Source organism: Acidovorax facilis, from assembly GCF_023913775.1.
Lineage (GTDB): Bacteria > Pseudomonadota > Gammaproteobacteria > Burkholderiales > Burkholderiaceae_C > Acidovorax > Acidovorax facilis.
The window spans coordinates 1-14,374 of the sequence record NZ_JAMXAX010000036.1; the positions used below are offsets into that span (position 1 = coordinate 1).

Consider the following 14,374-nt stretch of genomic DNA (forward strand, 5'->3'; position numbering starts at 1 on the left):
TCTTCCAGTTGCTCTTCCAGTCGCCACCCTTGCGGAATGCGGGCCTGTTGTTGCCGTAGCCGCTGCCATTGCCATAGCTGCCTGGATATCCTCCGGCCGGTTCCCCTTGGGGCGGCCACGTTCCGGCATCGGGCGGGGCGTCCCAGGACGGCGGTTCGTGATCGTAGGCCGCCGGGGCCTGCCGGGCTGGCGCACTGCCTGCGCCGGGGTGACCAGAGTAGCCAGAGTGGGAGGACCGGGGTGCCTCGCGCGACGTGGCCTGGCCCCACAGGTCGGCCAGGTCCTGGGCCTTGAGCTGGGTCAGGTCCGCCAGATCGCTGAGCACCTGGCGCTTGAGCACGCCATCGGGCAGGGCCGTCCACAGCGGGCGGGCGTTGCTGGCCATGTGGGCGCGGCCCTCGGCGGTGGCCAGATCGCAGCCATCACTTGCTGATTCAACCAGGAAGCGGCTGAGCGGCACGGCCTCGGCAATGCAGCGGGCAAAGGCGTCGGTGCCGTGCTCGCGCACGTAGCTGTCGGGGTCGTGCTCGGCAGGCAAAAACAAGAACTTGATGCTGCGCGTGTCGGTGGCGTGGGACAGGGCTCCATCGAGTGCCTTGCGCGCAGCGCGACGACCTGCCGCGTCGCCATCGAAGCTGAACACCACCGATTCGGTGAAGCGCAGCAGCTTTTGCACATGTTCAGGTGTGCAGGCCGTGCCCAGCGTGGCCACCGCATTCGGAAAGCCCAGCTGCGCCAGCGCCACCACGTCCATGTAGCCTTCGGTGACCAGCGCGTAGCCGTGCTCGCGGATGGCGGTGCGCGCCTCGAACAGACCATACAGTTCGCGCCCCTTGTGGAACACCGGGGTTTCGGGTGAGTTGAGGTACTTGGGCTTGTCATCGCCCAACACCCGCCCGCCAAAGCCGATGCATTCGCCCTTGACGTTGCGGATGGGGAACATCACCCGGTCGCGAAACCGGTCATAGCGCTTGCCGCCATCTTCGTCGTTGACGATGACCAACCCGCTCTCTTCCAGCAACGGGTCGTCGTACTGGGGGAACACGCTGGCCAGGCTGCGCCAGCCCTCCGGTGCGTAGCCCAGGCCATAGCGCTTGGCCACGGTGCCCGAGACGCCACGGCCTTTGAAGTAGCCGATAGCGCGTTGTGACTCGCGCAGGTGGCGGCGGTAGGCGTTGGCGGCTTTTTCGAGCACATCGGTCAGCGTGGCCTGCTTTTGGCGGGCGGCGGCGGCGCGCTCTTTTTCCTGCGGGGAGATGTCGTCGTCCGGTACCTGCAGGCCCACCTGCTGGGCCAGATCCTGTACCGCCTCGACAAACCCCATGCCCGCGTGTTCCATGAGGAAACTGATGGCATTGCCGTTTTTCCCGCAACCAAAGCAGTGGTAGAACTGCTTGGCGGGGCTGACGCTGAACGAGGGGGATTTTTCGCCGTGGAAGGGGCACAGCCCCATGAAATTGGCGCCACCTTTCTTCAATGGCACGTAGCGGCCCACGATGTCGACCACATCGACGCGGGCAAGCAACTCCTGAATGAAAGACTGTGGGATCGTCACACCCCGTATTGTCCGCGTAAACTATTTGTTACCAGATATTGCAGAAGCGGGGCTTTCGGCATGGCAGTCACGTTGCGGCACCAGGCGGTGGGTGGGGCAGGCACCCCGGCGCAGCACATGCTGCGGCGCCGGGATGTGGCTGTGCTGCTGCCGCTGGTGGCAACAGGCCTGTGGCCCACGGCCGCGCAGGCGGCGCCGGTGCTGCGTGTGCTGTCCTGGCCCGGGTATGCCGATCCCGATATCGTCGCGGTTTTCGAGAAGCGCCATGGCGCCAAGGTAGAGATCACCACCGTCGCCTCTGACGATGTGCTGCGTGCCAAGCTGGCCAACCCCCAGGGAGTCGGTTTTGACCTGGTGGCCGCCAATACGGCCGAAATTGCGCGGCTGGTGGTCCGCCGGCTGCTCGCACCGTTGCCCGTGCACAACATCCCCAACACCGAGCGGCAGCTGCCGCGCTTTCGGCAACTGCATGCCATCGCTGGCATTGCGCAGGGTTCGGACGTGTATGCGATGCCCTACACCTATTCAGAGATGGGGCTGATCTACGACCGCCAGCAGATCAGTACCCCGCCTGCCTCCATTGCCGTGCTGTGGGACCCCCGCTGGCGCGGGCGCGTGCTGGCATTTGACGGCAGCAGCCACGGTTTTTCGCTGGCTGCGATGTACCGGGGGATGGCGCCGTTCCATATCCCTGCCGCGCAGTTCGGCCCGCTGGCGCGGGATCTGGTGGCCCTGCGCCGCAACGTGCGCTCGTTTTACAGCCTTCCCGAAGAGTCGCTGGAGCTGTTTCGCAAACACCGCATTGCGGTCATGCACGCCAACTATGGCCAGCAGCAGCTCAAGCAGTTGCGGGATGCGGGGCTGGATGTGGGCTATGTGGTGCCGCGCGAAGGGGCGCTGGCCTGGCTGGACTGCTGGGCCATCACCCGCAGGTCCACCCAGGTGGCGCTGGCCACCGAGTGGATCAACTACATGCTCGACCCCTCCGTCAGCCGCGAACTGACCCGGCGCCAGGGCCTGGCCAACACGCTCGAAGAGCCGCTCGCGCTGTCGGGCGATGCCCCCGCAGGCGCCATCGTGTGGCTGGAGCCCGTGGAGGACGAGGCCCGCCGCGCGCAGCTGTGGCAGCGCATCCTGTCGGGCGACCGACCGAACCGGTTCTGAGCCATGAAAACCCGCATGAAATGGGGCATTGCGCTGCGGCTGGGGATGCTGCTCGCGTCCTTCAGTGTGTTTGCGGCCATTCTTGCGGGTTACTACACCTTTGATTCCAGCCGCGCGCGCCTGCAGGGGCGGGCCGAACAGGCGTTGCTGGCCACCACGCAGGTGCTGGCGCGCCACATGCAAGCCGGCTTTGGCACCGTGGCGCGCGACACGGCTTTTCTGGCCAGTGTGGCGGCCATAGAGCAGGACAAGAACGTGCTGGCTGATGTGTTTCGTGCCAGCTTGATCACACACCCGAGCTACCTGCAGATCCGCTTCATTGGCGTGCAGGACTTTGGCCTGGAGCTCGTACGCATCGACCGGACTGGCGACGCGTGGGTCCGCGCCAGCGAGGACGAACTGCAGGAGAAGGCCCACTTCCCCTTTGTGTTCGAAACCCTGGCGTTGGCGCCGGGCGAGGTCTATGTGTCGGAGTTCGGCATCAACCACGAAGGCGCAGCCGATGCCGAGCCGCTGCCCGTGTTCAGCATGGCTTCGCCCGTGGTGCGGGGGGGGCAGGTGCGTGGCGTGGTGGTGGTGCGTGTGGCGGCGCAGCATTTCCTGCGTAGCTTCAATACAGCGCTGCCCGCGCCTTATGGTTTCTTCCTCAGCAACCGCTGGGGCGATTTTCTGGTGCACCCGGACGCCAGCCAGACCTTCGGGTTCGACCGGGGCCAGCGCATCCTGATCCAGGACAGCTTTGCGCCCGTGGCCGCACTGGTCGGGGGCCACCAGGAAGAGGTGGTGCTCAGCCTGCCGGGCACTGACGACGAAGAGGCCCGCGTCTTCTCGTTCGTGCGCATGCCCTTCGGGCGCGAGGAGGAAAAGCGGTTCATGGTGGTGGGGCTCTCGCAACCACTGGCGGCGGTCCAGGGCGAGGTGGTGAACCTGGGCAACAGCATCCTCAAGATCCTGCTGGTGCTGAGTGCCGTGGGGGTGGTGCTGGCGGCGTTGGTTTCACGCGTGGTCACCCAGCCCCTCAAAGCCATGGTGCGCGCCACGCAGGCACTGCCGCAGGGCCGTCCCCACGGCGTGCTGCCGGTGGATCGCGAGGACGAGGTGGGTGAGCTGGCGCGCAGCTTTCAAGACATGGAGCAGCAGATCCTGCGCCAGATGACCGAACTCAACGCCAGCCGCGATGCCATGGCCCACCTGGCACACCACGACGCACTCACCGGCCTGCCCAACCGACGCATGTTCGAGCAGCGCCTGGCGCAGGCGCTGGAGCTGTCGCGCCGCAGCGGGCGTGACTGCGCGCTGCTGTTTGTGGACCTGGATGACTTCAAGGCCATCAATGACGGGCGGGGGCACGCCGTGGGCGACCTGGTGTTGCAGGCCGTGGCCCGCACCATCGTAGGCGCCGTGCGCCAGGCCGACACCGTGGCCCGGCTTGCGGGCGACGAATTCACCGTGTTGTGCGAGAACGTGGATTCCGAAGATGCGGCCCTGCAGATCGCTGCCAAGCTGGAGCAGGCCTTCGAGTCTCCGCTCGACATCGAAGGCCAGCCCTTCCCGGTGCGAGCCAGCATCGGCGTGAGTCTGTTCCCGCGCGACGCGCACGACGCGCACACGCTGCTGGCCAGCGCCGACGCGGCGATGTACCGTATCAAGCAGAGTCGCCGCCGAAGGGTTTGAGTCAGCCTGGGGCGGTAGGCTGCGTTCTGTTTACCTCTCAGCACCGACCCATGACCTCCATCTTTGACCAGCACCTGCCCCGCACCGAAGCCAACTTCGCTGCCCTGTCCCCCCTGTCGTTCATCGAACGCACGGCCGAGGTCTACCCCGACCGTCTGGCCATCGTGCACGGCACGCTGCGCCAGACCTGGGCACAGACCTACGCGCGCTGCCGCCAGCTGGCCAGCGCGCTGACCCAGGCCGGCATTGGCAAGAACGACACCGTGGCCGTGATGCTGTCCAACACCCCACCCATGGTGGAGGCGCACTTTGGCGTGCCCATGGCCGGCGCGGTGCTCAACACCCTCAACACCCGGCTCGACCCGGAGGCCATCGCCTTCATGCTCGACCACGGCGAGGCCAAGGCCGTGATCGTGGACCCGGAGTTCAGCGGCACCATGGCCAAGGCGCTGGCCCTGCGCACGGGCACCACCCCCATCCGCGTGATCGAGGTGCAGGACGCGCTTTATGGCCCCGCCTTTCAAAGCCTGGGCGGCACCGACTACGAAGCCTTTGTGGCCAGCGGCGATGCGGCCTTTGCCTGGAGCCTGCCCGCCGACGAGTGGGATGCGATTGCGCTGAACTACACCAGCGGCACCACGGGCAACCCCAAGGGCGTGGTCTACCACCACCGGGGCGCGGCCAGCAACGCCATCAGCAACGTGCTGGAGTGGGACATGCCCAAACATGCGGTGTACCTGTGGACGCTGCCCATGTTCCACTGCAACGGCTGGTGCTTTCCGTGGACCATCGCAGCCCGCGCAGGCGTCAACGTGTGCCTGCGCAGGGTGGACGCGCAGGCCATCTTCGACGCCATCCGCAACCACGGTGTCACGCACTACTGCGGCGCGCCCATCGTGCACGGCCTGCTGGTCAACGCGCCCGATGCGATGAAGGTGGGCATCCCCGCAGGCGTCAAGGCCATGGTGGCGGGCGCCGCGCCACCGGCCTCGATGATCGAGGGCATGGAAAAAATGGGGTTCGACCTGACCCATGTGTACGGCCTGACCGAGGTGTATGGCCCCGCCACCGTGTGTGCCAAACACGAAGCCTGGGATGCCCTGGACATCGGCGAGCGCGCCCGCCTCAACGCCCGCCAGGGCGTGCGCTACCACCTGGAGCGCGACGTGCGCGTGCTCGACCCCGAGACCATGCTGCCCGTGCCACAGGACGGCGAAACCATGGGCGAGATCATGTTCAAGGGCAACATCGCCATGAAGGGCTACCTCAAGAACCCCAAGGCCACCGACGAGGCCTTTGCAGGCGGCTGGTTCCACAGCGGCGACCTGGCCGTGCAGTACCGCGACGGCTACATCAAGATCAAGGACCGCAGCAAGGACATCATCATCTCGGGCGGCGAGAACATCTCGTCCATCGAGGTCGAAGACGTGCTCTACCGCCACCCCGACGTGCTGGCCGCCGCCGTGGTGGCCAAGCCCGACCCCAAGTGGGGCGAGACGCCCTGTGCGTTTGTGGAGCTGAAGGCCGGTGCGCAGACCACGCCCGAGGACATCGTGGCGCACTGCAAGAAGCACCTGGCGGGCTTCAAGGTGCCGCGTGCCGTGGTGTTTGGCGAGCTGCCCAAGACCAGCACGGGCAAGATCCAGAAGTTCGAGCTGCGCAAGCAGGCCGGGTCGGCGGCCGCCATCAACGTCTGATCACCCGGCTCAGCCAAAACCGCACGCCAGCGTCTGCCGACCGTCCTCCAGGTTGTATTCGGACTTCCAGTAGTGCCGGTCTTCGATGGCGGTGAACTCCACGCCAGGCCCGGTCGGGTAGGCCTTCGCGAAAGGGCGGCGCAGGATCACGAGCAACTCGCACCGGGGCGGCCAGTCCGCCACCTCGTCGATGACGTTGCCCTGCGCCAGTTCGGCCTCCAGGATCACGCGCAGCGGGGCGGCCAGCGCGGCGAGAACCTGCTGGCGGCTCATGCGCAGGGCTGGCTGGCGGCTAGGGGCCTCGCCGACCGCTGGGTCGCCGCATCGTCCAGCAGCCGCTGCAGCGCCTGCACCTGCCACTGGTGCTCCGGCTCAAACGCCGAGAGGTCTTGCACCGCATACCCGCCATAGGCATACACCGTGGCATAGGCCGCGTAGCTGGCGGCCTCCAGCGCCCGGCCCGCCAGCGCTTTGGCCACAGCGTAGGTGGCCGACACGGCGGCATGGGCCGACCCGTCCAGCGACTGCGAGCCCCGGTGGTGCGAGGCCACCGCTTTCAGCCGCTCTGCTGCGTTGGCCAAAGTGGCCGCATCCACTGTGCCCGCCGTGAACGCGGCCAGCACGTCGAGGCCGGCGATGGCCTCCGGATCTTCCAGCAGATGGCGCACGCGCTGCACACAGGCCAGGCCAAAGGCCAGGCGCAGCGGGGTGTGGGCGTCGCTGGCCAGCCCGCAGTCGGCTGCCAGTTGGGTGAGAGCGGCGTTCATGGTGTGCATCCTTTCCGGCGGCTGATCCATTTACAGAGTTTTGCTATCATTTACATAGCTTTTTGCGCAATCAGGATAAGCGTCAGGGCCTGTTTTTATCAAAATCCTGGCGCTGCGCAGCCGGCGCTGGAAATTGTGGCGGCCCGTGGGCCGCGCGTCCAGCCGGGCAGAGGAGGTGGCGGCTTAGCTCGCTATGCCGCAAGGCCCTCCAGCCAGACCCGTGGCGACATGCCCACCTTCTGCGCAAACACGCGCGACAGCGCCGAGGGGTTGGCGTAACCCAGCTCGTTGGCAATCGACTTCAACGACCGTCCGCCGCGCAGATGGGCCTGCGCCAGCGTCAGCCGCCAGTGCGCCAGGTAGTCGGCGGGGGTGTCGCCCACCACGGCCTTGAAGCGGGCCGCAAACGCGCTACGCGACATGCCTGCCTGCTGCGCCATCTGTGCCAGGCTCCATGGCTGGCCTGGCGCATCGTGCAAGGCGGTGAGGGCGCGGGCCAGGGCAGGGTCGGCGAGACCCGTGAGCAGGCCGGGCGGCATGCGCGCCTGCTCGGGGTGGTCCAGCAGCCAGCGCAGCAGCTGCAGCAGCACCACTTCAAACAGCCGGTCGGCCAGCACGCGGTGGCCGCAGCGCAGGCGGTCGGTTTCGGCAAACAGCAGGTCCAGCGACTGCTGCAGCCCGTCCACCTTGCCCAGGGGCAGCAGCACCAGCGGGGGCAGGGCGCGGGCCAGCGGGTGGCTGGCACCACCGTCAAAGTCCAGCGCCGCGCAGGTGAAGTCCGAGCCCTCCGTGGGCGCGTTGTGAAAAAAATGCTCCAGCGGTCGGGCGTAGAAGAGCAGGCTGGGCTCAGCTACCTCCAGCCGCTCCAGTGGCCCCGCCTGGGGCTGGTGCGTCACCACCATCTTGCCACGGCGCAGCACATGCAGAAACCCGCGCCCGGGCGCCGCCGCAAAGTGGGTCACGCCGCACAGCGGGCCGCTGTGGAACAGGTGGGCGCGCACCCGAAAGCGCTCCAGCAGCGACGACAGCCGGTCAAACGGAGCGGGTGCCTGCATTGGCAGAGGCGTGGTGCAGGTGTTGCGGGCATTCATGGTGATTCTGGATGATTGGGTATGAATAATGGATTTTATGTGTCCAATGGTACGCGCTGACGCTGGACACTGCAGGGGTGCTGAGAACAGGCACCCGGTGCTTAACCCCTTAACCAAGCACCGGCCCTTTAAACCAAACCGTCTTTCATGACCTTCAAGGAAATCCACACCATGTCCGCTAACTCCTCTTCCATTGCCCGCGTCCCCCTCGTTGACCGCACCGCCGCCACCGGCTCCGTGCGCACCGTGCTCGACCAGATCCACGGCGCTTTCGGTGCCACCCCCAACATGTTCCGCGCGGTGGCCAACTCGCCTGCCGCGCTGCAAAGCATGTGGGCCGCCTTTGGTGCGCTGGGTGGCGGCGTGATCGGTGTCGCACTGGGCGAGCAGATTGCCGTGGCCGTGGCCAACCGCAATGCCTGCGACTACTGCCTGGCCGCCCACACTGCGCTGGGCCGCAAGGCAGGCGTGAGCGGCGACGATTTGGCCGCCGCGCAGTCGGGAGAATCCGCCGACCCGCGCACCGCCGCCGTGCTGCGCTTTGCGCTGAAGCTGGTCAATGAACGTGGCCAGGTGGATGCCACCGATGTGCAGGCGCTGCGCGACCAAGGCTGGAGCGACGAGCACATCGTCGAGATCGTGGGCCATGTGGCGCTCAACCTGTTCACCAACTACGTGAACGTGGCGCTCGCGGTGCCGGTGGATTTCCCCGGCGTCAAGCTGCGTCCCGCACGCTGAACAAAGGAGTGGCGCGTGTCTTGCCTACGGGCCGGATTGCGCACCGCCCCTGGCGCGGCATGTGCCGTGCCAGTGCCATGCGCTGGGGGCAGGGCAGTGGGGCCGGCACTCCCACGTGCCGGACTCCATGCGTGCGCTTTTTGCACGCGTGACCTGCCGCAAAGTCGTTTGTCGGGGCGGCGGGCCTGCCGCACCATGGCTGTTCTGTTGCCACCCTACCCCAAGGAAGCTACCGCCATGACCCCCGCCCGCGACGAGCACGCCATCGACACCCTGCCACGCCTGGAGGCCTTGCTGGGCCCACTCAGCGATGCCTCCGTCCACAAAGAGCTGCCGTATGTGCACCCCGCCTACCGCGCCATGATCGCGGCGTCGCCCTTTGCCGTGCTGGCCACCACCGGCCCTGGCGGGCTGGACGCCTCGCCGCGTGGTGACCCGGCGGGCTTTGTGCAGCTGCAGGACGATAAGACCCTGCTCCTGCCCGAGCGTCGTGGCAACAACCGCGCCGACAGCCTGCGCAACATCGTGGCCGACCCGCGCGTGGCGCTGCTGTTCCTCATCCCCGGCGTGGGCGAAACCCTGCGCGTCAACGGCCACGCGCGCATCAGCGTGGCGCCCGACCTGATGGAGCGGTTCGTGGTCAACGGCCAGCCGCCCAAATGCGTGATCGTCGTTGATGTGCAAGCCGTGTACTTCCAGTGCGCCCGCGCCATACAGCGCTCGCGCCTGTGGAGCGCTGTACCGCCTGGCACCCCGCGCACGGTGCCGACCCCTGGTGCCATCCTCGCGTCCATCACGCAGGGCCGGTTTGACGGCGCCACCTACGACCGCGAACTGCCCGCGCGCCAGCAAGCCACGTTGTATTGATGGACAAGCTGTGTGCGGGCCAAAGTGCTCCTGTGCCCGAGTGGGCCCGCGAACCAACCTGCACAATGGACCCGGCTGGCTTGGCAGCCCCTTAAAACGAATTGCGTGTCTGCGATCTACCGAAGCCGTTCAGGCGGAGCTGGTCGAAGCCTTGTGCAGCGCTCCGACAAGCTCAGCGTGAGCGGATTGTTGAACGCAGCCGATAGCAGTGGAGGTGCAATGGATTCCGTGCTGTTGATCGTAGCCCTGGGCGCCGTGGCCGCCGGGTTTGTGCAGGGCCTTTCGGGCTTCGGCTTTGGCATGGTGGCCATGTCCTTCTGGGCCTGGACGCTGGAACCCCGCCTGGCCGCCGTGCTGGCCGTGTGCGGCGCGCTCACGGGCCAATTGGTGGCAGCGGCCACCGTGCGCCGGGGTTTTGACCGGGCGCGCCTGCTGCCCTTTGTGCTGGGCGGCCTGGCGGGCATCCCCATCGGCGTGGCCGTATTGCCCCGCCTGGACATGGACGCGTTCAAGGTCATCCTGGGCACGCTGTTGGTGCTTTGGTGCCCGGCCATGCTGATGGCCAAACAGCTGCCCCGCATTACCCGGGGCGGCCGCGTGGCCGACGCGGTGGTGGGCCTGGCCGGTGGGGTGATGGGTGGCCTGGGCGGCTTCACCGGCGTGCTGCCCACCCTGTGGTGCACCTTGCGCGGTCTGGACAAGGACGTGCAGCGCGCCATCATCCAGAACTTCAACCTGGCCATGCTGCTGGTGACCTTCATCACCTACCTGGCCACCGGCCTGGTTACCCGCGAAGCGCTGCCCCTGGTGGCCATCGTCATACCTGCCATGCTGGTGCCTACGCTGCTCGGCGCCAAGCTGTACCACGGCATCAGCGAGGCGCGGTTTCGGCAGATTGTGTTGGGGATGCTGACGTTGTCCGGGGTGGCGATGCTGGTGGCGAGTGTGCCCAAGCTGTTGGCAAGGTGGGGGTGATTGTGAGATTGCTCACCTATTGATAGCTGCTAGCGCTTGATGGATAAGCGCTAGAGGTTTTTTTTGTTAGATCCAGCGGACAGGCAGTGCCCCTGGCAGCCACTTTCACTACATGGGTGTAGGTCATGGGGGTGGACACATCACTATGGTCCAGCAACACGCGGCTTTTGATGTCCTTGACGGCTTCACAGATGGCAGCGGCATCAGCCGCATCGTTCTTGCCGCACTTACCGGGGAGACGGTAGGGGGCGACGAACTTGGGCGCCATCAGGCGCACGGTGTGGCCGAACCTCTGGAATTCGCGAGCCCAGTGGTGGGCGCCAGAGCACGCGTGCATACCAATGAGACATGGTGGCAGCGCGGCGATGAGTTCGAGCAGCTTGGCACGCAGCACACTGGGACGCAAAAGTACCGGCTTGCCTGTGGCATCAACGCCATGCACAGCAAAGACGTTCTTTGCCAGATCGATTCCGATGGAGACAATGGCAGACATGGACTTCCCCTTCCAACAAGCGAGTGAGTTGATGAGAGATCGAACTTCCCATTGTGGCAACTGGATGCCTTATGCCACAACTGCGCGGTTCACTCGGGACGGGGAAGTCCCTTCCATTCGTTAGATTGATTACATAGAAAGAAGGAGTTGTTATATGAGTTTTTTTGGTAGTGTCGTAAAAGGCATTGGCAATGCAGCCCAAGATGTAATTAAAAAGGGCATTTCTGAGAACTGGAAAAAAATCAATTCGATGTCGCAAAATAGACTAGAAGAAATTTATAGCGAGCGAGAGGAATCAGGCCAGCGCGACACAACTCATACTCTCATTGTTTTAGCTCTTGTTGTAAAAAACCCCTTTATCATTGATTCATCTTCAAATAGCGAAGATTTAATTAGAAAAGTAAAAAGCATTAAGCGCAGCATCGAACTTGAGGAGTCTCGCGAGTTCCGAGAAATTCGAGAAGCAATTCGATCGTTCGAGAATAAATTCAGCTCCTCCGATAGCTAATTTGACTTATAAATCTAACCTGGTCACCAAATTAATCCGTATAATGGTGGCTTAATTTATTCGCTAGAATTTAAATTCCATTGACAATAAGGAAGCAACGAATGTCCACGCTCGAATCAATAACTGCTGGTCTCAAAGAGTTACTTGAAGCCGCCAAAGATCTTCCCACAGAAAAAGTCGCAGTCGTCGGACTTATTCTTCTCGGAACAGGAGCAATTTTGAAGGATTTGGCATCAGGCAATGCGGCCGAGGCAATCGAAAAAGCAAAGGGAATAATTGACTCCCAATAGTTCTAACTATTCGTCGCAGCCGACCGCCTACGGCGGCGGCTGAACTCAAGGCGTTAAGCAGAACAAGGCCCACCCACCGCCGAGGAACGCCAGCATTGCCGTCCGAACTCATGAAATTCCCTGGGAGTGCAAATTGTCATACTTCTACATGCCACTTCAGCTGGCCCCCACAGCGCTCTCCCAGCCCATCCTTCCAAATTGGTCGTTCAATCTCTTTCAGGTCAACTTGGGAGCGACTTCAAACGCCAAGGTAGAGCAAGCCGCGCTGGAGAAGGTTGGCAGTTACGGCAAGCAAATTGGCAGGCTCGCAGAGGCACTGGAAGTTGTGATCCACCAACTCCATCTTCTCGACAGTGCGGACCTTTCGCGTGAAGACAAGGATGCCCTGCAAGTTTTCCTTGGCGACGTTGCAGCGGTTCGCAAGATCAAGGCAGGCCTTCAGCCCTGAATGGCCTGTTCGGGCACAGCTTGTCGAAGCCTTGCGAGTCGCTTCGACAAGCTTGTGGGGCTCGCAGCGTGAAGGGTTTCAAGTCCGGCTGCAGATGGAAGTGTTGATGCCGAGGCATCAACACCTCCATCTCAATCCCCCATCACCACCCCTTCACGCCGTGGGTCGGCCCCGCCCATCCACAGCTTCTTGCCGTGTGCCTGGCCACGCGTAATGGCCTGCAACCCACTCGTCATATTCATCTCGCGCACCTCGGCGCCGCGTGCGCGTAGGGCTTCGACGGTGGCGGGCGGGAAGCGCTTTTCTTCCAGCAGCGTGGGGCCGTTCATCGAGCCGAAGTTGGGCAGGTTGATGGCCTGTTGGGGCATCAGGCCCCAGTTGAGCACGCCGTAGAGCGTCTTGGCGGTGTAGTGGATGATGGCCGCGCCACCGGGGCTGCCGCCGCTCATCAGCAGCTCGCCGGTGGCCTTGTCGAACACGAGGGTGGGTGCCATGGACGAGCGGGGGCGTTTGCCGGGCTGCACGCGGTTGGCGATGGGCTGGCCTTGGGCGTCGGTGGGGGCAAAGCTGAAGTCGGTCAGTTCGTTGTTCAGCAAGAAGCCCTTGACCATCTGCCGCGCGCCGAACTGGTCTTCGATGGTGGTGGTCATGGCCACAGCGTTGCCAAAGGCATCGACGATGCTGATGTGGCTGGTGCCGTATTCGGGCTGGTCGGGCATGGGGGCGTAGCTGGTCTTCACGGCGGCTGGGTTGCCGGGCTGGGCGACCTTCATGCTTTGCGTGCCGATGAGCTTGGCGCGTTCGGCCAGGTAGGCGGGGGCGATCAGGCTGGTCCAGCTGCCGCCGGGTGGCTGCACAAAGTCAGGGTCGGCCACGTACAGCGCACGGTCGGCAAAGGCCAGGCGGGCGGCCTCGGTGTACAGGTGCAGCCAGTCGGCGGATGGGATGCCGTCTTGCAGGGGCTTGGCGGCGGCGTCGGTGTTTTTCAGGATGCCCAGGATCTGCCCGATGGCAATGGCGCCCGAGCTGGGCGGCGGGAAGCCGCAGATGCGGAAGTCTTTGGCCTGCACCTGGTAGTCGTCGCACAGCGCTTCGCGCTTTTTGGGTTGGTAGCCGGCCAGGTCGGCCATGCTCAGTTTGCCGGGGTTGGTGGGGTGTTTTTGCACCTTGTCCACGATGGCCTGGGCGATTTCGCCTTCGTGCAGGGCCTTGCTGCCTTCGGCGGCAATCTTGCGCAGCACGGCGGCCAGCTCGGGGTTGCGCAGGTTCACACCCACATCGCGTGCGTCGCCGTCGGCCTTGTAGAAATAGGCGGCAGCCACCGGGTCCTTCTTGAGGTGCGGGTCGGCCTTGACCAGGGTGTTGAGCCGTGCGCTGACTTTGAAGCCGCCTTCGGCCAGGGTGATGGCGGGTTGGAACAGCGTGGCCCAGGGCAGCTTGCCGTGCTGCTTGTGCGCCATCTCCAGCATGCGCACGGTGCCGGGCACGCCGACCGAGCGGCCGCCCACCACGCCGTCGTAGAACTGCACGGGTTTGCCGTCGGCGCCGAGGAAGAGTTTTTCGTCTGCAGCGGCGGGGGCGGTTTCGCGGCCGTCATAGGCCTCCACGGTTTTGCCGGTGCTGTGCAGCAGGAAGGCGCCGCCACCGATGCCGCTCGATTGCGGCTCCACCAGGGTCAGCACCATTTGCACGGCAATGGCTGCGTCGATGGCAGAACCCCCGGCCTTGAGGATCTGGTAGCCCGCATCCGTGGCCAGCGGGTTGGCGGCGGCCACGGCAAATTTCTCGGTGGCCCAGCCGGGCTTTTCGGTGTAGCCGGACGAGCCTTCGGGCTGGGCGGGCACGGTGTAGGCGAACTGTGCCGGGGCGCTGGCGCAGCCTGCCAGCAGCACGGCCGAGGCCAGCAGGCTCAGGCTGAAGGTGATGGCACGAGGGGAGGGCAGGGGGTGCGTGGTGGTTTGGGGCATGGACAACTCCTGGGTGGCTAGAAGCGAAGGGGCGAAGAAGTGGCCATGGTACGCGGACCGGCCGGAGCGACGCCGGGGCGTTACATCGCGCTACAGGCTCCGAAGATTTGGGTGTTTTTAGCCTCTGGCGCTTATCCATA

At 64.8% G+C, this 14,374-nt stretch carries 14 protein-coding genes and 1 pseudogene; 9 read left to right on the forward strand and 6 right to left on the reverse strand.

What is annotated here, in order from left to right:
- A partial coding sequence (gene dnaG / locus NFX52_RS12430) for a DNA primase (RefSeq protein WP_252635660.1) occupies positions 1-1,555 on the reverse strand: 1,555 nt, incomplete at its 3' end.
- A 60-nt stretch (positions 1,556-1,615) separates the two neighbouring features.
- Between dnaG and NFX52_RS12435 the strand changes: the two genes are divergently transcribed.
- Genes NFX52_RS12435 through NFX52_RS12445 form a run of 3 tightly spaced genes read left to right on the forward strand, consistent with a single transcriptional unit; the run spans position 1,616 to position 6,090 of the window.
- The gene (locus NFX52_RS12435; protein ID WP_252635661.1) at positions 1,616-2,719 is read left to right on the forward strand and encodes an ABC transporter substrate-binding protein; all 1,104 of its coding nucleotides are present in this window, start codon (positions 1,616-1,618) and stop codon (positions 2,717-2,719) included.
- A 3-nt stretch (positions 2,720-2,722) separates the two neighbouring features.
- Entirely contained in the window at positions 2,723-4,393 is a 1,671-nt protein-coding gene (locus NFX52_RS12440; protein ID WP_233559231.1) for a diguanylate cyclase domain-containing protein, read from the forward strand.
- 50 nt (positions 4,394-4,443) lie between these two features.
- Positions 4,444-6,090, forward strand: coding sequence for an acyl-CoA synthetase (locus tag NFX52_RS12445; protein WP_055398674.1), 1,647 nt, complete (start codon positions 4,444-4,446; stop codon positions 6,088-6,090).
- A gap of 9 nt (positions 6,091-6,099) precedes the next feature.
- On the opposite strand, the gene NFX52_RS12450 is transcribed toward NFX52_RS12445, so the two are convergent.
- The 3 genes from NFX52_RS12450 to NFX52_RS12460 all read right to left on the reverse strand — a co-directional run bounded on the left by NFX52_RS12450 (position 6,100) and on the right by NFX52_RS12460 (position 7,948).
- Positions 6,100-6,363, reverse strand: a complete 264-nt coding sequence (locus NFX52_RS12450) for a hypothetical protein (RefSeq protein ID WP_055398673.1) — start codon at positions 6,361-6,363, stop codon at positions 6,100-6,102.
- Positions 6,360-6,857 (reverse strand): hypothetical protein, encoded by a 498-nt coding sequence (locus tag NFX52_RS12455; protein WP_055398706.1) that lies wholly within the window; start codon positions 6,855-6,857, stop codon positions 6,360-6,362. The genes NFX52_RS12450 and NFX52_RS12455 overlap by 4 nt, the downstream gene beginning before the upstream one ends.
- A 191-nt stretch (positions 6,858-7,048) precedes the next feature.
- Positions 7,049-7,948: a helix-turn-helix transcriptional regulator gene (locus NFX52_RS12460; protein WP_055398672.1), complete on the reverse strand. Its 900-nt coding sequence runs from the start codon at positions 7,946-7,948 to the stop codon at positions 7,049-7,051.
- A gap of 192 nt (positions 7,949-8,140) precedes the next feature.
- Between NFX52_RS12460 and NFX52_RS12465 the strand changes: the two genes are divergently transcribed.
- The 3 genes from NFX52_RS12465 (at position 8,141) to NFX52_RS12475 (ending at position 10,528) form a co-directional block, all read left to right on the forward strand.
- On the forward strand, positions 8,141-8,686 hold the full coding sequence (locus NFX52_RS12465) for a carboxymuconolactone decarboxylase family protein (protein WP_055398705.1): 546 nt from the start codon (positions 8,141-8,143) through the stop codon (positions 8,684-8,686).
- A 237-nt stretch (positions 8,687-8,923) separates the two neighbouring features.
- A complete protein-coding gene (locus tag NFX52_RS12470) occupies positions 8,924-9,553 on the forward strand; it encodes a pyridoxamine 5'-phosphate oxidase family protein (RefSeq protein WP_055398704.1) in 630 nt (209 codons plus the stop codon).
- Between the two features lie 219 nt (positions 9,554-9,772).
- Complete coding sequence (locus tag NFX52_RS12475) at positions 9,773-10,528, forward strand: sulfite exporter TauE/SafE family protein (RefSeq protein ID WP_055398671.1); 756 nt, start codon at positions 9,773-9,775, stop codon at positions 10,526-10,528.
- Positions 10,529-10,706: 178 nt separating this feature from the next.
- Here the strand turns inward: NFX52_RS12475 and NFX52_RS12480 are convergent.
- Positions 10,707-11,021: pseudogene (locus NFX52_RS12480) on the reverse strand (IS110 family transposase); the annotation flags it as partial.
- 154 nt (positions 11,022-11,175) lie between these two features.
- Between NFX52_RS12480 and NFX52_RS12485 the strand changes: the two are divergent.
- From NFX52_RS12485 to NFX52_RS12495, 3 genes are all read left to right on the forward strand, one after another.
- Positions 11,176-11,529, forward strand: a complete 354-nt coding sequence (locus NFX52_RS12485; RefSeq protein WP_156358750.1) for a hypothetical protein — start codon at positions 11,176-11,178, stop codon at positions 11,527-11,529.
- 101 nt (positions 11,530-11,630) lie between these two features.
- Positions 11,631-11,819, forward strand: coding sequence for a hypothetical protein (locus tag NFX52_RS12490; protein ID WP_156358749.1), 189 nt, complete (start codon positions 11,631-11,633; stop codon positions 11,817-11,819).
- 133 nt (positions 11,820-11,952) lie between these two features.
- A complete protein-coding gene (locus NFX52_RS12495; RefSeq protein WP_156358748.1) occupies positions 11,953-12,267 on the forward strand; it encodes a hypothetical protein in 315 nt (104 codons plus the stop codon).
- 131 nt (positions 12,268-12,398) lie between these two features.
- Here the strand turns inward: NFX52_RS12495 and NFX52_RS12500 are convergent, their stop codons facing one another.
- On the reverse strand, positions 12,399-14,234 hold the full coding sequence (locus NFX52_RS12500; protein WP_055398669.1) for a gamma-glutamyltransferase family protein: 1,836 nt from the start codon (positions 14,232-14,234) through the stop codon (positions 12,399-12,401).
- Between the last annotated feature and the right edge of the window lie 140 nt (positions 14,235-14,374).

Bases quoted from the DNA above. Each gene is read 5' to 3' on its own strand.
- NFX52_RS12435 (WP_252635661.1), top strand. From the start codon at position 1,616: ATGGCAGTCACGTTGCGGCACCAGGCGGTGGGTGGGGCAGGCACCCCG.
- NFX52_RS12440 (WP_233559231.1), top strand. From the start codon at position 2,723: ATGAAAACCCGCATGAAATGGGGCATTGCGCTGCGGCTGGGGATGCTG.
- NFX52_RS12445 (WP_055398674.1), top strand. From the start codon at position 4,444: ATGACCTCCATCTTTGACCAGCACCTGCCCCGCACCGAAGCCAACTTC.
- NFX52_RS12450 (WP_055398673.1), bottom strand. From the start codon at position 6,363: ATGAGCCGCCAGCAGGTTCTCGCCGCGCTGGCCGCCCCGCTGCGCGTG.
- NFX52_RS12455 (WP_055398706.1), bottom strand. From the start codon at position 6,857: ATGAACGCCGCTCTCACCCAACTGGCAGCCGACTGCGGGCTGGCCAGC.
- NFX52_RS12460 (WP_055398672.1), bottom strand. From the start codon at position 7,948: ATGAATGCCCGCAACACCTGCACCACGCCTCTGCCAATGCAGGCACCC.
- NFX52_RS12470 (WP_055398704.1), top strand. From the start codon at position 8,924: ATGACCCCCGCCCGCGACGAGCACGCCATCGACACCCTGCCACGCCTG.
- NFX52_RS12475 (WP_055398671.1), top strand. From the start codon at position 9,773: ATGGATTCCGTGCTGTTGATCGTAGCCCTGGGCGCCGTGGCCGCCGGG.
- NFX52_RS12485 (WP_156358750.1), top strand. From the start codon at position 11,176: ATGAGTTTTTTTGGTAGTGTCGTAAAAGGCATTGGCAATGCAGCCCAA.
- NFX52_RS12490 (WP_156358749.1), top strand. From the start codon at position 11,631: ATGTCCACGCTCGAATCAATAACTGCTGGTCTCAAAGAGTTACTTGAA.
- NFX52_RS12500 (WP_055398669.1), bottom strand. From the start codon at position 14,234: ATGCCCCAAACCACCACGCACCCCCTGCCCTCCCCTCGTGCCATCACC.